The sequence below is a fragment of the Streptomyces sp. NPDC001852 genome, from assembly GCF_042891825.1.
Taxonomy (GTDB): domain Bacteria; phylum Actinomycetota; class Actinomycetes; order Streptomycetales; family Streptomycetaceae; genus Streptomyces.
This window is the reverse complement of sequence record NZ_JBIATN010000013.1, coordinates 186,504-209,400: the sequence shown is the minus strand read 5'-3', so window position 1 is coordinate 209,400 and position 22,897 is coordinate 186,504. Positions and strand designations below refer to the sequence as shown.

Sequence of the window (22,897 nt, the reverse complement as noted above, 5' to 3'; positions counted from 1 at the left end):
GCCGTCAGGGGAGCTCCGACCCGTTCACACGAAAGGGACACGCCGTGAACGACGCACCGCACACCGCACGCCCGCGCAGCCGCCGGCTCCACCGGACGGCCGGCCTCGTGGTGGCCCTGTTCACCGCCGGCAGCCTCGCCTGCGGCACAGCCACCGCCGTACCGGCCGACCAGCCCCGGTCCGCGGCCGAGGCGGCAGGGGCCAGGGTCCCGCACGACCCGATGGCCGCCGTGGCGCAGATGCAGCCCAGCTGGAACCTCGGCAACACCCTGGACGCCATCCCCGACGAGACCTCCTGGGGCAACCCGCTCACCACCAAGGCGACCTTCGACGGCCTCCGGGCCCGGGGCTTCAGGAGCGTCCGCATCCCTGTCACCTGGTTCCCCCACCAGTCCGACACCGCCCCCTACACCATCGACCCGGTGTGGATGAAGCGGGTCAAGCAGGTGGTCGACCTGGCGCTGGCGGACGGCCTCTACGTCGAGATCAACGTCCACCACGACTCGTGGAAGTGGATCGAGAACATGTCCACCGACCACGACACCGTCATGGCGCGGTTCAACTCGACCTGGCAGCAGATCGCCACCGCCTTCAAGGACGAGCCGCGCACGCTGCTCATGGAGAGCGTCAACGAGCCGCAGTTCTCCAACGCGACCGACGCCCAGAAGACCCAGTACCTGCGAGAACTCAACACCTCGTTCCACAGCATCGTCCGCAACTCCGGCGGGCGGAACCGGGACCGCCTGCTCGTCCTGCCCTCGGAGGAGACCAACTCCGCCCAGCACTGGCTCGACGACCTGTCGACGACGATCAACTCGCTGCACGACCGCAACCTGGTGGCGACCGTGCACTACTACAGCTTCTATCCGTTCAGCGTGAACATCGCAGGCGGCACGACCTTCGACGCCAGGACCCAGAAGGACCTGACCGACGGCTTCGCCCGGGTGCACGACACCCTCGTCGCCAAGGGCATCCCCGTCTACCTCGGCGAGTACGGCCTGCTCACCTCGCCCTACTCCGGCGTCGTCGAGCGCGGGGAGATGCTGAAGTACTTCGAGGCGGTCAACTACGAGGCCCGGGCCAACGGCATGATCAGCGCGGTCTGGGACGCCGCCAACGACTTCCTGAACCGCTCCACCATGCAGTGGCGGGACCCCGAGCTGGCAGCCCTGATCAAGGCGTCCTGGACCACCCGCTCGGGCACCGCCTCCACCGACAACATCTTCCTGCCGAAGTCCGGCCCCATCACGGCACAGACCATCACCCTGAACCGCAACGGCCTCAGGTTCACTGGGCTCTGGCAGGGCGACCGCCGGCTGATCCCCTCCCGCGACTACACCCTCGACGGCGACCATCTGACGCTCACCGCGGACGCCCTCACCCGGCTCGCCGGCAACCGCGCCCACGGCGTCGACGCGACACTCCGGGTGCGGTACTCCGACGGAGTCCCCTGGCAGCTCAACGTGCGCTCGTACGACAAGCCGGTGCTCTCCGACGCCACCGGAACCGCCGACGGGCTCACCATCCCGACCCGGTTCAACGGTGACCTGATGGCCAACGTGGAGTCCACCTACGCCGACGGCACCGCCGCCGGACCGGCCTCCTGGACCACGTTCCAGTCGTTCGCCAACTACGGCCCCGACTACAGCGCCAACACCACCACCGTCAAGGCCGATTTCCTCAAGTCGCTCAAGGACGGCGCTCCGGTGACGCTCACCTTCCACTTCTGGTCCGGCGCCACCGTCACGTACCACGTGACCAAGTCCGGCACCACGGTGACCGGCACCGCCTCCTGACCGCAGTCCCCCTCGCCCCGGCTGCCGCTCCCGGCAGCCGGGGCTTCGGGTGCCGATGAATCATCCGACCGTTGCGGAGTCTTCGCTTGGCCAGCTCCGCCAGCGTCTGCGGGTCGCGTTCCCCGCCGATGAGGACCTCCAGCACGGCCCGGCCGGAGCCGGACGGCGGATCGGCCGGCTCGCTCGCCCAGCAGGACGTGGAGCTGCCGGTCAAGTGACGGGGCACTGGTGCCCCGCACCCGCGGCTACGCCGCCGCGTGCATCAAGCAGGTGGAGCGCTGGCTCACCACCCCGCACCCCTCGCACATGAAGTTCGTCTCGCAGCACAGCTTCACCGGGTTCGTCGCCGGCCCACTCGGTTGATACCCGACGGAGCTGTGGCGGGCGGCCCTACCGTTGGCCGAATGCCTCGCTGATGGCGAGAACCAGTAGCCTTCCGCCGGCGTCGTAGGGCAGTGTGCCGATGGCCTGAACCGTGGGGGGACCACATGAGCAGCGAAATCTACTTCAACAACAACTACCGTGACCTGTGCGAGCGCAGCGGTACGGGGGCCGGTTTCCAGTTCGAGTTCTCGTGCTCCCGCTGCTACGACACCTGGCGCTCACCCTTCGAGCCGTACGCCGGTGAGCGGGCCGCCACCTGGCTGGGCAAGGGCGTCGACATGGCCTGGAGCCTGCTGGGCCGGGCCGGCGGCGGGCTCACCTCCGCGGCCGACGGACTCGCGGGCGCCGGCTGGGGGCCCGCCCGCGACAAGGCCTTCGAGCGGGCGATCGGTAATGCGCAAGGACACTTCAACCGCTGTGCGCGATGCACCCACTACGTCTGCGGACGCTGCTGGAACGCGGCGCAGGGCCTGTGCCTGAACTGCGCCCCGGACACCGCGGCCGAGGCCATGGCGGCCCAGCAGCGCGGCCTGAACGACATGGCCTCGCAGCGGGCGTACGCCGTGGGTCAACAGGCCGGGCAGGGGTACGACCCCACCACGCCCCGGCAGCTGGTCTGCCCGCAGTGCCGCACCGAGACCCGTGGCGCCGCTTTCTGTTCCGGCTGCGGCTATCACCTGGCCCAGTCCACCGCATGCGCCTCCTGCTCCGCCGTCGTGCCGGACGGCGCGGCCTTCTGCCCGGGGTGCGGCACTCGGCAGTAGCACAACTCCGGACTGTGGGGTGCGCGGGACGCGTGGATGCACACGCCTGCCTGGCGCCCCGACCTGCCGACCGACCCCGCACCCGCCCGCTTCACCCTCATCAGCGAGTGACACATGTCCATCACTTCGTGATCCCGCCCCTCCATGCGGGCGCGGACGATACTCCGATCGCCACCGGTCACATGGATCAACCCGGCCAGGCTGCGGTGAGCAAGGACGCCATACGGCCGCCCAGGCGATCGCCCATCTCCGCAGTCAAGAGATCTTGATCGCCTACGACCCCCTGGCCAGGACCCTGACCGCGAACACACCTCAGGCAGAAAGGATCACCATCAACAACCGCGTTGTCCCGGTGACCGCCCGATGCCTCGTCAGGCGGTGACACATCGACCGTGCGCGAGTATGCGACGGGACCGCATGCATCAAATATTCACAACCGTAGGCACGGACGCCGGTCTGTGATTGGATGCGCGGGTTGTGGCCCGTGTGGCGCAGGCTCCGCGATCGCGGAGGCCGCCGGGGCGCGCGGGGAGGGCGTGGGGGCCTTCGGGGATGGGGACTCAGGGGGGTTTCCTTGGCGATGTCACAAAGCGATGCGGTGGTGGGTGCCACCAGACATGCACACGGACGCAGACACACCCGGTGGCGCGGCCCGGCGCTCGCCCTGACCGCCGCGGTGACCGCAGGCCTGGTCGGGCTGGGCATCTCTCAGGCGCAGGCGAGTGAGACGACCGGCTCGGTGGACACCCTCCGAACCGGCTGGGACAGGAGTGAACCGGATCTCGGCCCGTCCGACGTGCGCTCCTCTTCCTTCGGGCAACTCTGGAAGGCTCCCACGCAGCTCGACGGGCAGATATACGCTCAGCCGATCGTCGTCGGTGGCACCGTGGTGGCGGTCACCGAGAACAACGAGGCCTACGGCCTCGACCGCGCCACGGGAGCCGTGCTGTGGCAGCGCAGCTTCGGGCCCGCATGGCCCGCGTCCACCCTCAACTGCGGCGATCTGGTGCCGACCATCGGCAGCACCGCCACCCCGGTATACGACCCCGCCAGCGGCGCGGTCTATCTGACCACCAAGGTCGACGACGGTCCCACCCACCTGAGCCCGCACTGGTACATGCACGCGCTCGATCCGGTCACAGGGGTGGAGAAATCCGGCTTCCCCGTGACGATCCAGGGCACCCCCTCCAACGACCCCACGCAGTCCTTCCTGCCCGCGTACCAGATGCAGCGTCCGGGCCTGCTGCTGCTCGACGGGGTGGTGTACGCGGCGTTCGGCGGACACTGCGACGCCAAGCCATATCGCGGCTATGTGGTCGGTGTCAGCACCACCAGCCCGTCTGTGACCTCGATGTGGGCGACGGAGACCGGCGCCAGCAACAGCGGGGCCGGCATCTGGCAGTCCGGCGGGGGACTCGTCTCGGACGGTCCCGGCAGGATCTTCCTCGCCACCGGCAACGGCGTCAGCCCGGCGCCCGGCCCCGGCAGCGCCCCGCCCGGCACTCTCGCGGAGTCCGTGGTCCGGCTGCAGGTGCAGGCCGACCGGAGCCTGAAGGCCGCCGACTTCTTCAGCCCGTCCAACGCGCCGACCCTGGACCAACAGGACAAGGACCTGGCCTCCGGCGGGCCGGTCGGCCTGCCGGACAGCTTCGGCACCGCCTCCCACCCGCATCTGCTGGTGCAGCAGGGCAAGGACGGCCGAGTCTTCCTGTTGGACCGCGACGACCTCGGCGGGAGTTCGCAGGGCACCGGCGGAACCGACGACGTGGTGGGGATCACCGGGCCGCTGAAGGGCCAGTGGGGCCACCCCGGGGTCTGGGGCGGTGACGGTGGTTATGTCTACGTCGTCGGCAACGGTGGCTCGCTGGTGGCGCTGCACCGCGGCGTGACGGGCTCGGGCGACCCCGCGCTGACCGTCGCCGGGTCCAGCCAGGACTCCTTCCCCTACACCAGCGGATCGCCCGTGGTGACCTCCGACGGAACGCGCTCGGGCAGCGCCCTGGTGTGGGTGGTCTGGTCGGGCGGGTCCAGCGGCGCCAACGCCCAGCTGCGCGCGTACGGCCCGGTTCCCGACGCGAACGGCGTCCTGCCGCTGGTCTGGTCCGCGCCGATCGGCACCGCACCGAAGTTCGCCACCCCGACCACCGACGGCGGGCAGGTCTTCGTCGGCACCCGGGACGGCAAGGTCTACGCCTTCGGCAACCCGGTGGGCAGCCCGCTCAAGGGCGGACCGGTCGAGTTCGGGCTCGTGCCGGTGGGCGGCTCCGCGAGCACCGACGTCGTCCTGACGGAGAACCAGAGCCCGTCCCGGACCCTCGGCATCAAGGGCGTCACCGTCGACGGTCCGTTCACCGCGGAGACCTCGTCGCTGCCCTCGACAATCCCGGCGGGCGGACAGCTGTCGATACCCGTCTCCTTCACACCGACCGCGGTCCTGGGCGGGAGCGGAACGCTCACCGTGGCCACCGACGCCGGCAGTTTCCAACTGAGCCTGCACGGCGTCGGTACCAAGCCCGGTCTGGCGGCGTTCCCGGGCAGCGTGTCCTTCGACAACCAGCCCACGGGGACCACGGCCACCGCGAACGTCCAGCTGACGAACACGGGCACCGACCCCGAGACCATCACCTCCGTCACCCCGCCCGACGGACCGTTCACGGCCGCCGACCTGCCAAGCGCGGACCCCGCGAACCCGACGGTGATACCGGCCCAGAGCTCGATCGTCCTGCAGGTGGGGTACGAGCCCACGGCCACCGGCCAGAACTCCTCGTCGATCACGCTGAGCAGCACCAGTGGTGCGCTCACCATCCCGGTCGAGGGCGACGCGATCAGCGGCCAGGGTCACCTGGTGTTCAATCCGACGACTCTCTCGTTCGGGGCGGTGGTCCGCGGCACGTCGAGCACACGGACCTTCACGATCACGAACACGGGGAACATCCCGGTCACCGTCACCAAGGCGAAGGCCCCGGCAGGCGCGTTCAGCAGCGCCGACCAACTTGCCGAGGGCCTGGTCATCGGTCCCGAGCAGAGTGTCCGCCAGACGGTCACCTTCGCCCCGACCGTGAGCGGCAACCAGTCGGCCACGTACGAGGTCACCGGCGACGCCGGACAGGGGGCACAACTGGAGCCGCTCACCGGCATCGGTGTGCCACCGGTGTCGCAACTGGGCACCGTGCTGGCACGGGACAACTCCGGCACGCTGTGGCAGTACCGCGGCACCGGTGTGCCCTCCGGGGCACTGGCCGCCCGGGCCGCCATCGGAACCGGCTGGAACACCTACAACATCGTCACCAGTGTCAGCGGTGAGATGGCGGACGGCACCGGAACCGCCGTCGGCCGTGACAGCAAGGGCACGCTGTGGTTCTACCAGGGCACCGGCAACCCGAAGGCACCCTTCGCGCCCCGGAAGCAGGTCGGCTCCGGTTGGAACATCTACAACTCCATCGTCGGCGCCCGTGACGTGACCCGGGACGGCAAGGCGGACCTCGTCGCCCGCGACAGCAATGGTCGCCTGTGGCTGTACCGGGGCACCGGCAACGCCTCAGCGCCCTTCCTGGCCCGCATCTCCATCGGCAACGGCTGGAACACCTACAACTCCATCGTCGGCACCGCCGACCTGACCGGGGACGGCAAAGCAGACCTCGTCGCCCGCGACAGCAATGGTCGCCTGTGGCTGTACCGGGGCACCGGCAACGCCTCAGCGCCCTTCCTGGCCCGCACCTCCATCGGCAACGGCTGGAACACCTACAACTCCATCGTCGGCACCGCCGACCTGACCGGGGACGGCAAAGCAGACCTCGTCGCCCGCGACACCAAGGGCGGCCTGTGGCTGTACCGAGGCACCGGCAACACCTCAGCGCCCTTCCTGGCCCGCACCTCCATCGGTTCCGGCTGGAACATCTACAACTGGCTCATCTGACCGAGAATGGAGGCGCGGCCCCGCGTGAGGGACCGCGCCTCTGATGGTAGCGCGGACCTGTTCGCCTCGGGGCCGGGCAAGGACCAGCGGGCCAAGGGCGACTGCTGTCTGCGGGGACTGAAGATGGACGGTGGCCGCAAGTCCATCGCGGCTCGGCAGCGGCCGACCCCGTTGCCGGCGAGAGCACATCGGCCTACGGCCATCCGTACGACCGCGCCCCCGGCCCGGCCAACAGCAAACGCAGCCCCACGCCTCCGCGAGGTGTCCGCCGAGCAGCGAGCCGAGCCGCACCAGCTTATGGTGACGGCCGCAGGCGTGGTCCTGTCCCCCGTGGCAGTGGCCGTGTCACCACTCACGACCGGGACGGACACGTCGAAAGCGAAGTCGAAGGACAACGGTTCGATCTCTGTGCGCGCCAGGGGCTGACACCGGAGTCCTGCTAAGCGGTAACGTGCGCCCCCGGTCCGATCATCGTACTGTCCGGGGACTGTTATGCCTGATCCTTCCACGCCGCCGGACGACCGGCAGGTGTCACCCATGACCGCCCGTGTGCCGGCCGAGTCGCGGGGCCGGTTCTTGAGGCGGCGTCAGGTGCTGTGGTCCGTGTTGCCGCCGGGCGTGGTCGCCATGGCCGGTGCGGTGGCCGCCGCGCTGGTCAGCGATGGCCATCTGGACCGGGCGGAGCAGGGCGCGGTCTTCGCCGGCCTGGCCCTCATCGGCGCCGTGGCGTCCGGGATCGCGGGTGTACGAGCTTCGTCGGAGGCACGAGCAGTCACCGAGCACTGGGCGGAGTTGTCCCGCGCGGCCGACCGGAACCGTACCGAGCTGGCCGAGCTGACCCGTACCACAGCCGAGGGCAGGGCCGAACTGGAGTCGCTGTGCCGCCGGTTGCGGGCCGGGGAGCGGCCTGCGCGGCGCAGGCCGGAACTGCCGCCGCAGACCGGCCCGGACGAACTCTCCCGCCTCGGATTCGAGATCGCCGCGGCCCGGCACGAGGCGGAGGCAGCCCTGCTGGAGACCGCCGCCGGTGCGGTCGGTACCGAACACAACTCCCGGCTGGAGCAGTTCGAGGTGTTCGCCAACCTGGCGCGCCGCCTGGAGTCCCTGGTGCACCGCGAGATCGGCCTGCTGGACAACCTGGAGAACGAGGTCGAGGACCCCGACCTGCTCAAGGGGCTGTTCCGGGTGGATCACCTGTCCACCCGGATCCGCCGCTACGCCGAGAACCTGGCCGTGCTCGGCGGCGCGAACACCCACCGCCAGTGGACCCGCCCCATCGGCCTGACCGACGTGCTGCGTTCCGCCGTCGCAGAGATCGACCAGTACGCCCGGGTCAAACTGGTCCCGCCCATCGAGGGAACGGTCAGCGGCCACGCCGTGGTCGACGTCGTCCATCTGCTGGCCGAGCTGCTGGAGAACGCGACGGTCTTCTCACCACCCCAGACCACCGTGCACGTGCGGGTGGAGCCCGTCGCCGCGGGGGTGGCGATCGAGGTCGAGGACCGGGGCCTGGGCATGTCCCCGGCCGAGCGCAACCAGATGAACACCGTTTTGAGTGCACCCGACAAGGTCGCCCTCGGCGAGCTGCTGCAGGACGGCCGGATCGGCTTGTACGTGGTCTCCGCCCTGGCTCAGCGGCACGACATCGCCGTGCAGTTGCTGAGCAACGTCTACGGCGGCACGCAGGCCGTCATGGTGCTGCCCACAGCATTGCTCGGCCCGCAGCCCGCAGCTCCCGCGCCCGTCCACCACACCGTCCCGGCCCCTGACACGGGGCCACCGGACCCGGTGGAACCCGAGACGGCGGACCCCCGTGCGACAGTGGTGAACGTCGTTACGGAGCCGCTCGTGCCCGATTCCGGAACCCAGCCCGCCCCGCTGCCCTCCGACGGCGAGGACGACCGCCCGCGGCTGCCTCAGCGGCGCCGCCAGGACCACGGCGCCGAGCGGCCGCACCAGGTCCCCAGCGCCGGTGCCGCCGAGGACACCGCACACGACCCGGGCCTGATGGCCGCGTTCCAGACCGGACTGCGCAGAGCCGAGGAAGCGGAGACGCACTGACAGCCGAGCCGCCCCGAAGGCCCGGGGCCCCGTCCAGCAAGCCGTTTCCTTCCGTCGAAGAGGAGTACACGATCGTGGCGAGCGAAGACCTTTCCTGGCTGTTGACGGGTCTGGTGAACCGGGTGCCACACACCCGAAGTGCCTTGTTGCTGTCCTCTGACGGGCTGGTGAAGGCAGCGGAGGGACTCGACGAGGACGCCGCGGACCAGTTGGCCGCCCTTGCCAGTGGGCTGTACTCGTTGGCGCGCAGCGCGGGCCGGCACTTCGACGACGGCGGTGACGTGCGACAGATCGTGACCGAGCTCAGCACCTCGCTGCTGTTCGTCTCGGCCGCCGGGCACGGCGCGGTGCTGGCGGTGCTGGCCGGACGCGAGGCGGACGCAGCGGTGCTGGGCTACGAGATGGGGATGATGGTGAAGAGCGTGCGCCCGCACCTGGCCACACCGCCCCGGCACCCGGTGGGGTAACCGATGACGCCGGCCCTCCCAGACGGACCGCCGATCGACGAGGCGGTCGGACGGCTGGTCCGTCCCTACACCGTGAGCGACGGCCGGACCAGGGCCACGTCCCACTTCACGCTCGTGACCATGGTGCGGGCCACTGGCGCCCAGACGCAGGGCGCCTTCGGACTGGACCATGCGCAGGTGCTGGCGCTGTGCGAGCGGCCTGTGAGCGTCGCCGAGGTCGCGGCCCGGATGCAGGTGCCCGCCGCCGTGGTCAAGGTGCTGCTGTCCGATCTGGCCGAGGGAGGCGCAGTGGTCGCAGGTGATGCGCCCCCGCCTTCCCCGGACCATTCCGCACGACCTGATCGAGATCTCCTGGAAGCGGTACGCGATGGCCTCCTCAAACGACTGTGATCCGCTGCCCGCCCAAGTCCTGCCGGTCGGAATCAAGGTGCTCGTCGCCGGCGGGTTCGGCGTGGGAAAGACGACCTTCGTCAACGCGCTCAGCGAGATCGAGCCGCTGAGCACCGAGGAGATACTGACCGCCGTCAGTGCGGCCACGGACCAACTGGACGGAGTGGAGAACAAGGCCACCACCACGGTGGCCCTCGACTTCGGCCGGATCACGCTCAGTCCGTCCCACGTCCTGTACTTGTTCGGCACGCCAGGGCAGGAACGCTTCTGGTTCATGTGGGACGAACTCTCCGAGGGGGCGCTCGGGGCGGTGGTCCTCGCCGACACCCGCAGGCTGGAGCACTCCTTCGCAGCGGTGGACTTCTTCGAGCGGCGTGGCATCCCCTTCGTCGTTGCCGTCAACGAGTTCGACGGCGCCCACCGCTACGGCGCGGAGGAGGTGCGGACCGCTCTCGACCTCAGGCAGGAGGTGCCGGTGGTGCTGTGCGACGCCCGCGTCCAGAGTGCGGGCATCCGCGTGCTGCTCGAACTGATTCAGCATCTGCTCACGACAAGGAGTTCCCATGGCAGCGACACCGACCAACTCCTCCGGGCCTGAGTCCGGGATCGCCCTGCGCCACCTGCTCCTTCCCCCGGACGACCCGCAGGTGCGTACCCGAGCCGAGCGGCTGCGCGAGCTGGGCATCGAAGCCCGTCCGGATACGGAACTCGACGCCTTCGCACGGAAGCTGGCACACCGTACCGGCGGCTGCTACGCCGGGGTCAACTTCTTCCTCGACGCCGACCGCCAGTACTTCGCAGGGCTGTACAGCGTCGCACAGGACACCACGGCCCACGTGGGACCGCCGTTGCTGGAGGACCCGGTGCCCGGCCGCGTCATGCCCCGCGACATCGACATGGGCATCTGCCCGCACGTGGTCAAGCGCCGCCGGGCGCTGGTGCTGGAGGACATCCGGGACTTCCCGCGGTTCGCCGGTAACCCCGTGGTCGACGCGATCGGCGTCCTCTCCTACCTGGGCGCACCGCTGATAGACAGCACCGGCGTGGTACTCGGCACGATCTGCGTAGTCGACCAGGACCCGCACCCATGGGGGCGTACGGGGCTGGAAACGATCAAGGCCATGGCTGCGGAACTGGTCGAACGGCTGGAGGATTCGGCGCGCCGTCGGAAATGACCAGCGCTCCGAACCCGCACGCGGCCGCCCCGGAATGTGCCCGGCGCGGCCGTCCACCCCGTGCTCATGCCCAAAACCTCGGCCAAGGGATCCCAGCGGTCGGGCGTTCGCGATGCCCTGATGTCCGCGGTGTGCAGGGGCCGGCTCCCCGGGTGCGGGCGGCTGCCGTCGCTCGCCCTTCGGACCAGCGTCCGCCGTCGCGGTGCCAGCCTCCGAAAGGTGGTCAGTTGGTGCTGGGAGACCCGAGGTTGGTGCCCGCGTCGGCCGGATCGGGCCGACGGGTCGTCACCACCTTCCCCTGGGCCACTGGGCGACGGGTTCAGATTGACCGGAACTGAATATGTCCGGGCACAGAGCGCTCAGCGCCGGCGCTTCGGATGCCCTGGTCAGCGGTCGAAGGAGATCTCCGGGTACCTCTTGTCGGGTCCGTCGAGCAGGGTGCTGTGCCGGTGTCCCCTACTTTGCCCTTGAGTCGAAGAAGGCGGCGAGATAGACGCACTCGATCTCGATCGCGCGGTTCGGGTCGAGCGTGCCGAGTATCTGCTGGAGCTGTGCCGGGGAGAGCCCGCGCAGGCCCGTCTCCTGCGGCACCATCGCCTCCGTGTCGCCGAACGACAGGTGCGCCGCGCTGCGCTGAGGACCCGGGGCAGCCGTACCACCTTCGCCGGGTTCGCATCGTCCAGCGCCTCGCGCACCGCAGAAAAACGCCGTCCGCAACGTCGCATGAATTCGCTGCACCGTGGCGTCCGTGACCGAACGGCCCAACATCACGCGCCGGCTCCCCGCCGGTATCGCCTCCACCTGCCGGGCGCTCAGCGGCCGCCAGCGGCACCGCCCCGAGATACGGGATCAGGTGGTTGGCGCAGATCGCCTGATAGCCGCGCAGCGTCGAGGCCCACACCGTGACCCGGGTGCCCAACCACACGGTCAACCACTCCCGCACCAACACCCCGCCACAGGCGGATGCAGGACCGCGTGGCTCTTCCAACGCCGCCACCGCCGCAGGGTTCGACCCCCGCCCCTCCCCCCCTTCCTACCTGCACGAAACGCCAGCTCACCTGCGCGAATAGGGTGAGGGGGGTGTTCTTCGTCGAGTCGGATTGGGTGAGGCGCCGGAGCCGTCCGCATGCGACGCTAAGACTATGACGTCCGCAGCGATCGCACGGGGTACGTCCGCCCAGCGGTGGCTAGCGCGCCTCAGCTTCGTGCTGGCAGGCCTGGCTATCGTGATCCTGGTGGTCTTCGCCGAGCTGAAGAGCCTGGCCATGTTCGCCGTTGGCCTGGCTGCCGCGGTCGTGAGCGTGGCGGCAGCCTACTTCTTCCTCTCCCGGCGCGGCGTCGTGCGGTGGCTGTCGCTTGGGGTCTACGTCCTGGTGCCGATCGCGGTGGCCGTCATTTTCGCGGTCAACGGCGTGCTGTGGGTGGCCGTCGTGTCGGCGGGAGTCTGGCTCCTCGCGGACGTGACCGGGCGCCAGGCACTGAAGAGGGACCAGCCGGACTGGCGCATGCCCGAGTATGCGGCGCAGCCACCGGCCCGGCATCCGTACCTGATCATGAACCCGAAGTCGGGCGGCGGGAAGGTCGAGAAGTTCGATCTCAAGCGCAAGGCCGAAGCCCTTGGCGCCGAGGTGTTCGTCTTGGACGGGTCGACTGATGTGGCCGAGGTAGCTCGGCGGGCGGTGGCCAACGGCGCTGACCTGCTGGGGGTGGCCGGCGGTGACGGCACCCAGGCACTCGTAGCGGGCATCGCAGCCGAGCACGGCCTACCGTTCGTGGTGATCAGCGCGGGCACCCGCAATCACTTCGCCCTGGACCTGGGGCTGAACCGGGAGGACCCGGCCTCCTGCCTCGGCGCGCTGGCGGACGGCGTGGAGTTGCGGGTCGACCTGGGGTTGATCAACGGGCAGCCGTTCGTCAACAACGCTTCCTTCGGCGCCTACGCCGAGGTCGTGGAGAGCCCGGCCTACCGTGGCGACAAGATTGGCACGACGCTGAACCTGCTCCCGGACCTGCTGCAAGGTCACCGCGGAGCGCGGCTGACAGCCCAAGTGAATGGCACACAGATCGAGGCGCCGCAGGCGCTGCTGGTGTCCAACAATCCGTATCGAACAGATGACATCGCCGGCCTTGGCCGCCGTGCACGGCTGGATGGCGGCGTGCTCGGCGTGATCGGTGTCAGGGTGCGCACCGCCGGTCAGGCCATCGATCTGCTCCGCGGCAGCAGCGCCGAGGGGGTCACGGAGCTGACCACGCAACAGATCGAGATCACCGCAGATGCGGCGCAGATTCCGGTCGGCGTCGACGGCGAGGCGGTGACAATGTCGACGCCGGTGACCTCCACGACCTGGCCGGGCGCGCTGCGCGTTCGGGTTCCACGCAGCCGCCCGGGCATCCCCGAGCCGGAACCTCCGGCGAACTGGGCCAGGCTGCGGCGCTTGGCCAGCGGTCGCCGCGAGGCCGCTGAGGTCATGAGGTGAAAGCCGTTTTCCAGCATGCGACCAGCCTTGGCGACACGGCCGGCGTAGCCCGAGAACTGTCGGCCCGGACCGTACTCTTCGACCTCAGCACCAAGGATCAGCTCAAGCTCGTTGAATCTCCCCACTGGGTGTTCAGGGGTTCGCTGACGGTTGCCGGGCGGGTTCACTCCGTAGACCTCCTCGGTGCATCGGATGGCCTCCCTGCATACTCGGGCCGCCGAGCGCGGCCGGCAGGTGCTGCAGGTCTGCGCTCCGTTCGGGTGGGGTCGCCCGCTCATCAGGTGAGTGGCTTTCCTCGCACCGCGGTTCTTTGACGGAGCGACGAGTGAGGCGTACAGATGGCAGCACCTCTCGCTCACCCGATCAGTCCAGTCGGCTCGCCGGTCTGGGCGCTCCATGCCGGTCCAACAGGAAGTGCCTTCCGTGTCCGGCGGCCGGGCCGCGGCCCGGCCGCCGTAGCCTGAGTTTCTGATGCGTCTTCGCCGTCCGGTGTCCTCCAGGATCGTTCTGCCGTCAGTGGTGGCGGTGCTGGTCCTGGTGAACCTTGCTGAGAACGGGCGCCTGCCCTCTCTGGGCCTGGCCAACGCCGTCGTCGCGATCCTGCTGCTCAGCCTGATGGTGTGGTGGGCCGGCGGGACCCGGGACGACGTGGGCCTGGGGAGGGGGACGCTGTGGCGCGGCGCGCAGTGGGCGTCGGCTCTCGTCGGCATCGTGGCAGCGGTGTACCTGGTCGGAGCCTTGCTGCCGTTCACGCGGGAACTCTTCTCCGACTCGCGTACCAGGCATCTGGCCGGGGGCGAGGTGGCTCTGCGGAAGTTCGTGACGGTCCCGCTGGGTACCGTGCTGCTGGAGGAGTACGCCTTCCGGGGGGTGCTGTACGGGCTCATCCGGCGCTCCCGCGGCGTTCTGGCCGCGATGGCGGTCTCGTCCGTACTGTTCGGCCTGTGGCACGTCCTGCCCTCCCTGTCTCTGGCCACGGAGAAGCCCGCACTTACCGCGGTCTTCGGCCACACTCCGATCGGGGCTGTCGTGGCCGACATCGGTGCGGTGCTCTTCACCACTGCTGCCGGTGTGCTCTTCTGCGAGCTGCGCCGCCGCAGTGACAGCCTGCTGGCACCGATCGGACTCCACTGGGCCACCAACGCCCTGGGCTATCTGACCGCGTTCGTGCTGGCACGGACGCGGTAGCCACCGAGCTGGGAACGGCTGGCACCGCGCCGACCCTCGGGCGACGATGGGTAGAGCCCGGTTCCGCAGGGCCGCTGACGTCCCGTCCGGACCAACCGGACGGGTGCGTGGGCCGCACCCCCGACTGATGGATCGCCGCTGTGAACACGATCGACGAGTCCCCGGACCCGAGCGACGGGCCCGACAAGACGGTGACGGCACAGTCGAGTTCCTCGAAGAAGTACCGGAAGCTCGGGTCCTTGACTCTTCCCGGCTGCTGGGGGGCGCTGGTGGCCTCCTGTCTGTCCTTCACGCCGTCGCTGCTGCCCCGGGGCGGTGTCATCCAGGGCGTGGTGTGGGGCATCAGTGCCGCTATCGGTTACGCGGTCGGAGTGCTGTTGGCGTCGATCTGGCGGGCCCTCGCCGACCGGGATCCGCGCCCGCCCCGGGCCTGGTCCTGGCGTGCGTTGCTGATCGGCGCGGCCGTGCTGTTGACCGTGTTCTTCGGGCTCGGGCAGTACTGGCAGTACCTGATCCGCCGCATGATGGGCGTGACCGAGTACACCATTTGGCTGGTCGTCCTGTCGCCATTCGTCGCGGTGGCGGTGTTCTGGCTGATCCTTCTCATCGGGCGGGGTATCCGGGGTGGATTCCGCTGGATGGCGGACCTGCTCGGACGCTGGATCGGGCGCCGCGCGGCAAGGACGGTCGGCTGGCTCCTGGTAGCCGGCGTGACGTACCTGGTCATCACGGGCCTGCTGCTGCAGGGTTCCGTGGCTCTCGCCAATCAGGTGTTCTCGGCGCGTGACAGCGCCACCCCCGAGGGGGCGCACCAGCCCACCAGCTCACTTCGATCGGGCGGGCCGGGGTCGCTCGTGCCGTGGGATTCGCTGGGGCGGCAGGGGCGCGGGTTCGTCGGGGCCGGACCGTCGCAGGGGGACATCGCACGGCTCACCCACCGTCCGGCCATGGAGCCGATCCGCGCCTATGCCGGGCTGGGGTCCGCGGGCGACACGGAGGCCCGGGCCGAGCTCGCGGTCGCGGACCTGGACCGAGCCGGCGCGTTCCGGCGGAAGAACCTGCTGGTGGTGACCACGACCGGGAGCGGCTGGGTGGACCCGGCGTCGGTCGACTCGTTCGAGTATTTGTCGGGCGGAGACGCCGCGGCGGTGGCGATCCAGTACTCCTACCTCCCCTCGTGGATCTCGTACCTGGTGGACCAGTCCAAGGCCAGGGAGGCCGGCCGGGATCTGTTCGACGCGGTCTACGGTGTCTGGTCGCGCCTGCCCCAGACAAGCCGGCCGAGGCTCTTCGTCGCAGGTGAGAGCCTGGGCTCCTTCGGCGGTGAGACGGCGTTCAGCGGAGAGAACGACCTTGCCAACCGTACGGCGGGCGCGCTGTTCGTCGGCCCAACCAACTTCAGCCCGCTGTTCCGCAAGTTCACCGACCACCGGGACCCTGGCAGCCCCGAGATCCAGCCGGTCTACAAGCACGGGCGGACAGTCCGTTTCACGAGCGACCCGAGCGCGGCGATCCCACCCTCAGGCCGGCCCTGGGACGGCGCGCGGGTCCTGTACCTGCTGCATCCGTCCGACCCGATCGTCTGGTGGAGTCCGCACCTCGTCTTCAGCAGACCCGACTGGCTCGCCGAGTCCCCCGGGCATGACGTGCTCAAGGGCATGGTCTGGATCCCGTTCGTGACCTTCTGGCAGGTGAGCGCTGATCTGCCGTTCTCCACCGGTGTGCCGGCCGGCCACGGTCACACGTACACGGCCGAGTACGTGGACGGTTGGAACACGGTCCTGCGGCCGTCCGGCGTCTCCGCCCAGGACCTGGACAATCTCAAGAAGATCATCGCCCGCGAGTGACGCCCCGAGGCAGGAGGTGTGGGGGTGTCGCTGATCCCCTTCGGTTTCGCCGATTCTGACCCTGGCGGGGGGCTCGACGGTGTCTGCGGGTGTGGTGGACAGGGGTTCGTGCCCAAGGTGAGATAACGGGTGAGCCCGTTGTCGGGTGATCCTCATTGCCCTCGCCGGAAGTGCTGAACCTCCCGGGGGCATCCCCTCAGGGGCGTCAGAACTCAGCGGCGTAACACGCAGAGAGGACGACGCCGCATGGGTAGCGCGATCGGTCAGCTGCTCAGCGCTGCCGTCGGCCTGGCCATCAGCCCACTGCCGATGATCGCGCTGGTCGTGATGCTCGCCACGCCGCACGGTCGGGCCAACGGGATCGCCTTCGTCACCAGCCACGTGGACGTTGTGGCTCACGCTCGCACTGGGGTGTTGTTCGCGCTGCTTGCCGTCAAGCAGTGGCGAGACCGGCCACGACCCGGCGAGGCGGCCGAGCTGTCGGCGTGGATGGCCAAGGTCGACAAGTTCTTGCCCGGCCGATGCGCGGGGCTCGCCGCCGCCCTGTCCGGGGCGAACCCCGCGAACCTCGCGTTGACCGTCGGAGCGATCGCCGCGGTCGACGGCGTGGTCTCCCGTGTCGGGGTGAAAGCCGTCGCACTGGCCGTGTTCGTCGTCGTGGCTTCCGTGAGCGTCCTGGTCCCGCTGGGGCTCTACTGTCCAGGCACAACTCCGCGATCGTGATCGGCCTGCTGGTGGTGAGGTCCGCCAAATTCATCATCGAGGCGATCGTCAATCTGACCTGAGGCGCGCAGGCGTTGCCGCACCTCTGGGGCGCCCGATTCTGTCGCGTCGGCCCACGGTCCGGGCTGGGCAGGTGCGCTGGGCGTGTCGCGCGAGACTCAATGCACCTTTTGCAGCTGTTGTACGGTCGGCTGTCCTCCTGGTTCGCGCCCCTACCTGAGGCGTCCGATGACGTCCGCACCCGACCGCTACCGAGACCTGGCCTCGCTGCCGTTCGCCGGACCACGCCTGACCGCCCGCTGTCACCACCAGAGGGAATGTCGGTCGCCCGCCGCTCAGCGGGCGCGCCCAGCGATCGGGCGGGAAGATGGATCCGTCCCAGCCACGGAAAGGCGGGAGGAGACGGGGAGGTCGGCTTCACCGTTCCTCGGCGCCCGTTGAGGCGCCGCCTTGCCTCGCTGCCCCGGTTCGTCTCACCCGACGAGGCGAGTACTGCTTCCTGCCGAGCCTGAGCGCCCTGCGCCGGCTCGGCGATCTCCAAGACTGACAGGACGGCAACGTTTGCCCTGGCGCCGTCCGGGGTGCTGCACCACCTGAGGGGAGCTCGATGGACACCTTGCACCTGGTGCTCAACGCCGTGACCGTCATCTTCATCGTGACCACGATGCTCGCCGCCGGCTTCGGTGCCACTGTTCCGGCTCTGCGCGGCGTCTTCTCCGACGTTCCGCTGCTTGTGCTGGCACTGATCGCCAACATGGTGGTCATTCCGCTGATCGGGTGGGGCCTCGGAGCGCTACTCAGTCTCCCCTCAACCTCTTTCATCGCGCTCATCCTGGTCGCTTCCTCTCCGGGCGGTCCCTTCGGGGCGAAACTGGCCATGATCCAGAAGGGCGACGTCGTCGGGGGCGCAGCGATGCAGGTACTGCTCGCCTCCGTCGGCAGCCTCACTTTCGGGCCGACTGCCAACGGCATCCTCACCGCCGCTGACGTCAGCACGAACGTCTCCCTCGATGTCGGGGCACTCGTCCGGACCGTGGCTCTGTTGCAGCTCGTACCGTTCGCCATCGGGCTGCTGATGAGCCACTACGCCCCGGACACGGCGCGGTCATGGCACCCCGCGGCAGCCGCAGTCTCCAACATCACGTTCCTGATCGTGCTCGCGGGCATGCTGCTTGGTAACTGGCAAGACGTCGTGAACCTCCTCGGCTCACTTGCCCTCCTCGCCGGATTCCTTCTGGCGGTCGCTGCGTTCGCCGTCGGCACACTGCTGGCTACAGGACCGCCGACGCGCCGCACCACTATGGGTAGCGTCGCCTCGATCCGTAACGCAGGTCCCGCCCTGGCTGCAATCGGCCTCGCGTTCGGTGACCAACCCGCAGTCCTGGGCGCCCTCGCCGGAGTCCTGCTCAGCGGCCTGGCAGCAGCCCTCCCGATCGCCACGCTTCTCAGCGGAAGGCGAAGCGCTCCACGGACCAGACCGAACACTGGCAGCCAGTAGTTCGGGACGAAGAAGTTGTGCCGGACAGGTGCCAGATCCTGCGGGGAAGCAGGGGAACAGCGGGGAATCAACGAACCCGCCCACCGGGCGTCGGCGCCCTCCGCCGCAGCGCGACCCCGTAGCAAGCCCTAGATCACCTGAGCTTCCCAAGCCGAGGGCTCCGGCACCGTCGGGACGGCCAGCCGTCGTGGCGTGCTCTGATCGACGGCACCGGCAGCGCGGTCGAGGCCGACGGGGGTGCATTGAGGCATACGCGCGCGTGATCGGTCGGCGTCCTCACCGTCGTAGCTGACTGTCGTCGGCTGAGGTTCGGACGGGGCTGCACCTGAGGGGCCCGCCGTCAGCCGAGCGGTCAATCGGGGCCTTCGCGGAGGCGGGGTACCCGGACGCCGGACTCCACAGGCGGCGCTGTCCGGTCCGATCCCCACAGGTGCCAGCACCTGTGGAAAGCGATGCTCCATGAGCCGGGTCAAGCGCCGGCTGGGACCTGCTTCACAGGGCTTTCCACGCCCTCCGGAATACCCCATGGGGTATCAATGTTATTGTCGACATATACCCCGGGGGGTAACTCTTCATTGGAGTGGAGCATCGCATGTTCTTCATCGACACCCTTGAGATCGCCGGCCTCGGCAACCGCAGCTATCTGGCGGGCGGCGAACGGACGGCAGTGGTGATCGATCCGCCACGTGACATCGAGCAGGTGATCGCGGCTGCGGCGCGGCGCGGCGTGCGGATATCCCACGTGGTCGAGACGCACCTCCACAACGACTACGTCACCGGCGGCCTTGAGCTGGCGCGGGTCACGGGGGCCGCCTATCTCGTTCCCGCCGCGGCCCGCGTCTCCTATGAACGCGTAGCCGTGCACGACGGTGACCGCTGGGAGATCGAGGTCACCGCCGGACTGGCTCTGCGGGCGCTCGCCACCCCCGGCCATACCCCGCACCACACCTCCTACGTCCTGGAGGCGGAGGGCACGGAGGTCGCGGTGTTCACCGGCGGCTCGCTGCTGATCGGCACCGTCGGCCGGCCCGACCTGGTCGAACCGCGGCTGACCGAGCACCTCGCCCGCGCCCAGCACGCCTCCGCGCACCGGCTGGCCGCCGAGCTGCCCGACGAGACGGCAGTACTGCCCACCCACGGCTTCGGCAGCTTCTGCTCCTCCTCCCAGGCGGAGGGCGAGTCCACCACGATCGGCAAGGAGAAGGCGGCCAACGAGGCGCTCACCCGTGACGTGGACGCCTTCGTCGCGGACCTGCTGGCCGGCCTGGACGACGTCCCCGCCTACTACGCCCACATGGGTCCGGCCAACGCCAGCGGACCGGCGCCGGTCGACCTCACTCCGCCCGCCGTCGCCGACGCCGAGGAGATCGCCGACCGGCTGGCCGCCGGCGAGTGGGTGGTCGACCTGCGCAACCGTGTCGCCTTCGCCGAGGGCCACCTCGCGGGTTCCTTCAATTTCGAGGCCGAGGGGCAGCTCGCCACCTACCTGGCCTGGCTGATCCCGTGGGGCAAGCCGGTGACCCTGCTCGCCGAGTCGCCCGAGCAGCTCGCCGCCGCCCAGCGCGAGCTGGTCCGCGTCGGCATCGACCGGCCGGCCGCCGCGGCCACCGGAGAGCCGGCCGACTGGGTACGGGACGGCGAGGCCCTCGCCTCCTTCCCCAGGGCCACCTTCGCCGACCTTGCGGCGCGCTCCGGGGACGCCGTCGTCGTCCTGGACGTCCGCCGGGCCTCCGAACGGGCGGCCGGCTTCATCGAAGGATCTGTCCACATCCCCGTCCATGCCCTGCACTCCCGTATCGGCGAGGTGCCGGCCGGTCAGGTGTGGGTGCACTGTGTGGGCGGTATGCGCGCCGCCATCGCCGCGTCCCTGCTGGATGCGGCAGGCCGGGAGGTGGTGGCCGTGGACGACTCCTTCGCCTCGGCCGAGACGGCCGGGCTCACCGTCGGCGCCCCATGACCAGGCCGGAGAACCGAGGACGAACAGGAGCGAGAACCATGCCGAGCCTCTTTCGACGCACCGGAAGCAGTCCGGGACGGGTGACGGTGCAGGACGCCGCGATCCGCACCGGCCATGCCGCCGGACGGGGCGGTGACGCCCTGCTGCTCGACGTACGCGAACCCCACGAGTGGCAGGCCGGACACGCGCCCGGCGCCGTACACCTGCCCCTGACGGCGCTCGCCGCCGGTGCCGGACTGCCCGCCGAAGCACAGAGCCGGCAGCCCGTCGTCGTGATCTGCCGCTCGGGCAACCGCTCGCAGCGGGCGGCCGAAATGCTGCTCGCCAGGGGCGTGGAGGCCGTCGACGTGATCGGTGGCATGCGGGACTGGGCCATTGCCGGACTGCCGGTGGTGGACGCGCACGGCAGGGACGGGACCGTCGCATGAGTGCTGTGATCCTCGCGCTGATCGCCGGTGCCGTCATCGGTCTGGCCCTCGGCGCGCTCGGGGGCGGCGGCAGTGTGCTGGCCGTGCCCGCCCTGATCTACCTGCTGGGTTTCACCCCGGTCGCGGCGACCACCGCGAGCCTGGTCATCGTCACCGTCACCTCCGCCACGGCGCTGTCCGCGCATGCCCGTGACGGCCAGGTCCGCTGGCGTACGGGGCTGCTGTTCGCAGCCGCGGGAATCGGCCCGGCAATGCTGGGCGGGGCGCTCGCCGGTCGCCTGCCGGCTGCCGCGCTGGCCGTGTCCTTCGCCGTGGTCGCGGCGGTCGCCGCGATACGCATGTTGCGGCACCGCCCGGCGCCGGGGACCGCCGCACCGGTACGGCCCGTCCGGGCGGCGGCCGCAGGCGCCGGGCTCGGCGCGGTCACCGGCGTGCTCGGCGTGGGCGGCGGCTTCCTCGCCGTACCGGCACTGGTCAACGTCCTGGGCATGCGGATGCGGGCGGCGGTGGGCACCAGTCTGCTGGTCATCACCATCAACTCGCTCGCCGCGCTGGCCATGCGCGCCGGAACGGCGAGCGGCCTGAACTGGGCCGTCATCGGACCGTTCGCCGGCGCGGCGATCCTCGGCGCCTGGGACGGCAAACGCCTGTCGGCCAAGCTGCCCGGGGACACCCTGCAGCGCGTGTTCGCCCTCGTCCTGCTCGCGGTGGCCGGCTTCATGCTGGTGGACGCGGTGGCGTGACGGCCGCCCTCACGCCAGTGACAGGAACAGCTTCTCCATCCGTGCGCGCATCGCCTCCGCGTCCTGCCCGTTCTTCCTGCCCGACTCGATGTCCGCCACGCACTGCTGCAGCCCGGTCGCGATGATCGCGAAACCCGCCCGGTCCAGCGCCCGCGAGGCCGCGGCCAGCTGCGTGACGACCTCCTCGCAGTCCCGCCCCTCCTCGATCATCCGGATCACCCCGGAGATCTGCCCCTGCGCCCGGCGCAGCCGGTTCAGCACGGCCTTCAGGGACGTGCCCTCGAGCTCCAGTTCCACGACCACTCCTCTCCCTATACCCCTAGGGGTACTCTACGTCCCGGTTCGGGACGGCGACGACCAGACGACCATCAAGAGACGACAAGGATCACCGCTGTCATGACCAGCTCCCTCTCCCCCATCACGCTCGGCACCGACCAGGCCCGAGAGCGACTCCACGAACTCACCGTCATCGACGTCCGCGCCCCCGGCGAATACGCCTCCGGTCATCTCCCGGGCGCCCTCAACATCCCCCTGGACCACATCCGCCGCGCACTGCCCGAGATCCGGCACGCGGCCGGGCGCGGAGACGTCCTCGTGGTGTGCGCCTCCGGCGCCCGCTCGGAGAACGCCTGCAAACTCCTGGCCGAACAGGGCATCCCGACCGCCACCCTCGCGGGCGGCACCACCGGGTGGGCCGCGCAGGGGCATGACCTGCACCAGCCCGCCGCGTGCGACACCCGGGCCCGCTGGAGCATGGAACGGCAGGTCCGCTTCACCGCCGGAGCGGTGGTGCTCCTGGGGCTGCTCCTCGGCCTGCTCGTGCACCCGGCCTTCCAACTGCTCTCCGCCGGCATCGCGGGCGGCCTCGTCTTCTCCGCCCTCACCGACACCTGCGGTATGGCGGCCATGCTCGGCAAGTTGCCGCACAACCGGCCCCGCGCAGCCGACCTCGACGCCACGCTCGCCGCGCTGCGCGGCCGCTGAGCCGGAGCGACCAGTCCCGTCCGGAAACCGGAGGATCCGATGGGGTTTACCGACGTCCACCCACCGCCGCTCGTCGGCACCGGGCTGAGCAGCAGGGCC

At 70.0% G+C, this 22,897-nt stretch carries 20 protein-coding genes; 18 read left to right on the top strand and 2 right to left on the bottom strand.

What is annotated here, in order from left to right:
* The first annotated feature begins 44 nt into the window (after positions 1-44).
* The 9 genes from ACFYZB_RS23705 (at position 45) to ACFYZB_RS23665 (ending at position 10,953) form a co-directional block, all read left to right on the top strand.
* Entirely contained in the window at positions 45-1,796 is a 1,752-nt protein-coding gene (locus tag ACFYZB_RS23705; RefSeq protein ID WP_388761918.1) for a cellulase family glycosylhydrolase, read from the top strand.
* A gap of 228 nt (positions 1,797-2,024) precedes the next feature.
* Positions 2,025-2,159, top strand: coding sequence for a hypothetical protein (locus ACFYZB_RS23700; RefSeq protein ID WP_388761916.1), 135 nt, complete (start codon positions 2,025-2,027; stop codon positions 2,157-2,159).
* 125 nt (positions 2,160-2,284) lie between these two features.
* Positions 2,285-2,944: a zinc ribbon domain-containing protein gene (locus ACFYZB_RS23695; RefSeq protein WP_388761914.1), complete on the top strand. Its 660-nt coding sequence runs from the start codon at positions 2,285-2,287 to the stop codon at positions 2,942-2,944.
* 601 nt (positions 2,945-3,545) lie between these two features.
* Positions 3,546-6,860 carry a choice-of-anchor D domain-containing protein gene (locus ACFYZB_RS23690; RefSeq protein WP_388761911.1) on the top strand — a complete coding sequence of 1,105 codons (3,315 nt, stop codon included), beginning with the start codon at positions 3,546-3,548 and terminating at the stop codon, positions 6,858-6,860.
* Between the two features lie 537 nt (positions 6,861-7,397).
* Positions 7,398-8,921 (top strand): ATP-binding protein, encoded by a 1,524-nt coding sequence (locus ACFYZB_RS23685; RefSeq protein ID WP_388761909.1) that lies wholly within the window; start codon positions 7,398-7,400, stop codon positions 8,919-8,921.
* A 74-nt stretch (positions 8,922-8,995) separates the two neighbouring features.
* Positions 8,996-9,388, top strand: a complete 393-nt coding sequence (locus ACFYZB_RS23680; RefSeq protein ID WP_276108296.1) for a roadblock/LC7 domain-containing protein — start codon at positions 8,996-8,998, stop codon at positions 9,386-9,388.
* A gap of 3 nt (positions 9,389-9,391) precedes the next feature.
* Positions 9,392-9,778 (top strand): DUF742 domain-containing protein, encoded by a 387-nt coding sequence (locus tag ACFYZB_RS23675; RefSeq protein ID WP_388761906.1) that lies wholly within the window; start codon positions 9,392-9,394, stop codon positions 9,776-9,778.
* Positions 9,756-10,376, top strand: a complete 621-nt coding sequence (locus ACFYZB_RS23670) for an ATP/GTP-binding protein (RefSeq protein ID WP_351207693.1) — start codon at positions 9,756-9,758, stop codon at positions 10,374-10,376. The genes ACFYZB_RS23675 and ACFYZB_RS23670 overlap by 23 nt, the downstream gene beginning before the upstream one ends.
* Positions 10,342-10,953 (top strand): GAF domain-containing protein, encoded by a 612-nt coding sequence (locus ACFYZB_RS23665; protein ID WP_388761903.1) that lies wholly within the window; start codon positions 10,342-10,344, stop codon positions 10,951-10,953. Before ACFYZB_RS23670 ends, ACFYZB_RS23665 begins: the two co-directional genes overlap by 35 nt.
* A gap of 456 nt (positions 10,954-11,409) precedes the next feature.
* Here the strand turns inward: ACFYZB_RS23665 and ACFYZB_RS23660 are convergent, their stop codons facing one another.
* Positions 11,410-11,547: a hypothetical protein gene (locus ACFYZB_RS23660; protein WP_388761900.1), complete on the bottom strand. Its 138-nt coding sequence runs from the start codon at positions 11,545-11,547 to the stop codon at positions 11,410-11,412.
* Between the two features lie 548 nt (positions 11,548-12,095).
* On the opposite strand from ACFYZB_RS23660, the gene ACFYZB_RS23655 reads away from it, so the two are divergent.
* From ACFYZB_RS23655 to ACFYZB_RS23620, 8 genes are all read left to right on the top strand, one after another.
* Complete coding sequence (locus ACFYZB_RS23655; RefSeq protein ID WP_388761897.1) at positions 12,096-13,430, top strand: diacylglycerol/lipid kinase family protein; 1,335 nt, start codon at positions 12,096-12,098, stop codon at positions 13,428-13,430.
* A 471-nt stretch (positions 13,431-13,901) separates the two neighbouring features.
* Positions 13,902-14,618 (top strand): CPBP family intramembrane glutamic endopeptidase, encoded by a 717-nt coding sequence (locus tag ACFYZB_RS23650; RefSeq protein WP_388761894.1) that lies wholly within the window; start codon positions 13,902-13,904, stop codon positions 14,616-14,618.
* A 140-nt stretch (positions 14,619-14,758) separates the two neighbouring features.
* Entirely contained in the window at positions 14,759-16,465 is a 1,707-nt protein-coding gene (locus ACFYZB_RS23645; RefSeq protein ID WP_388761891.1) for an alpha/beta hydrolase, read from the top strand.
* A gap of 246 nt (positions 16,466-16,711) precedes the next feature.
* Positions 16,712-17,188 carry a GAP family protein gene (locus tag ACFYZB_RS23640; protein ID WP_388761888.1) on the top strand — a complete coding sequence of 159 codons (477 nt, stop codon included), beginning with the start codon at positions 16,712-16,714 and terminating at the stop codon, positions 17,186-17,188.
* 607 nt (positions 17,189-17,795) lie between these two features.
* A complete protein-coding gene (locus tag ACFYZB_RS23635) occupies positions 17,796-18,686 on the top strand; it encodes a bile acid:sodium symporter family protein (protein ID WP_388761885.1) in 891 nt (296 codons plus the stop codon).
* A 592-nt stretch (positions 18,687-19,278) separates the two neighbouring features.
* A complete protein-coding gene (locus tag ACFYZB_RS23630) occupies positions 19,279-20,643 on the top strand; it encodes a rhodanese-like domain-containing protein (protein ID WP_388761883.1) in 1,365 nt (454 codons plus the stop codon).
* 38 nt (positions 20,644-20,681) lie between these two features.
* Entirely contained in the window at positions 20,682-21,071 is a 390-nt protein-coding gene (locus ACFYZB_RS23625; RefSeq protein ID WP_388761880.1) for a rhodanese-like domain-containing protein, read from the top strand.
* Positions 21,068-21,814, top strand: coding sequence for a sulfite exporter TauE/SafE family protein (locus ACFYZB_RS23620; protein WP_388761877.1), 747 nt, complete (start codon positions 21,068-21,070; stop codon positions 21,812-21,814). The genes ACFYZB_RS23625 and ACFYZB_RS23620 overlap by 4 nt, the downstream gene beginning before the upstream one ends.
* A gap of 9 nt (positions 21,815-21,823) precedes the next feature.
* On the opposite strand, the gene ACFYZB_RS23615 is transcribed toward ACFYZB_RS23620, so the two are convergent.
* Positions 21,824-22,111 carry a metal-sensitive transcriptional regulator gene (locus ACFYZB_RS23615; protein ID WP_362124633.1) on the bottom strand — a complete coding sequence of 96 codons (288 nt, stop codon included), beginning with the start codon at positions 22,109-22,111 and terminating at the stop codon, positions 21,824-21,826.
* Positions 22,112-22,210: 99 nt separating this feature from the next.
* Between ACFYZB_RS23615 and ACFYZB_RS23610 the strand changes: the two genes are divergently transcribed.
* Entirely contained in the window at positions 22,211-22,798 is a 588-nt protein-coding gene (locus ACFYZB_RS23610; protein ID WP_388761873.1) for a rhodanese-like domain-containing protein, read from the top strand.
* Positions 22,799-22,897 lie beyond the last annotated feature (99 nt).

Coding starts and splice junctions, on each gene's coding strand:
- ACFYZB_RS23635 (WP_388761885.1), top strand. CDS start 17,796: ATGGACACCTTGCACCTGGTGCTCAACGCCGTGACCGTCATCTTCATC.
- ACFYZB_RS23675 (WP_388761906.1), top strand. CDS start 9,392: ATGACGCCGGCCCTCCCAGACGGACCGCCGATCGACGAGGCGGTCGGA.
- ACFYZB_RS23665 (WP_388761903.1), top strand. CDS start 10,342: ATGGCAGCGACACCGACCAACTCCTCCGGGCCTGAGTCCGGGATCGCC.
- ACFYZB_RS23625 (WP_388761880.1), top strand. CDS start 20,682: ATGCCGAGCCTCTTTCGACGCACCGGAAGCAGTCCGGGACGGGTGACG.
- ACFYZB_RS23655 (WP_388761897.1), top strand. CDS start 12,096: ATGACGTCCGCAGCGATCGCACGGGGTACGTCCGCCCAGCGGTGGCTA.
- ACFYZB_RS23650 (WP_388761894.1), top strand. CDS start 13,902: ATGCGTCTTCGCCGTCCGGTGTCCTCCAGGATCGTTCTGCCGTCAGTG.
- ACFYZB_RS23640 (WP_388761888.1), top strand. CDS start 16,712: ATGGGTAGCGCGATCGGTCAGCTGCTCAGCGCTGCCGTCGGCCTGGCC.
- ACFYZB_RS23620 (WP_388761877.1), top strand. CDS start 21,068: ATGAGTGCTGTGATCCTCGCGCTGATCGCCGGTGCCGTCATCGGTCTG.
- ACFYZB_RS23685 (WP_388761909.1), top strand. CDS start 7,398: ATGACCGCCCGTGTGCCGGCCGAGTCGCGGGGCCGGTTCTTGAGGCGG.
- ACFYZB_RS23670 (WP_351207693.1), top strand. CDS start 9,756: ATGGCCTCCTCAAACGACTGTGATCCGCTGCCCGCCCAAGTCCTGCCG.
- ACFYZB_RS23630 (WP_388761883.1), top strand. CDS start 19,279: ATGTTCTTCATCGACACCCTTGAGATCGCCGGCCTCGGCAACCGCAGC.
- ACFYZB_RS23610 (WP_388761873.1), top strand. CDS start 22,211: ATGACCAGCTCCCTCTCCCCCATCACGCTCGGCACCGACCAGGCCCGA.
- ACFYZB_RS23695 (WP_388761914.1), top strand. CDS start 2,285: ATGAGCAGCGAAATCTACTTCAACAACAACTACCGTGACCTGTGCGAG.
- ACFYZB_RS23660 (WP_388761900.1), bottom strand. CDS start 11,547: ATGGTGCCGCAGGAGACGGGCCTGCGCGGGCTCTCCCCGGCACAGCTC.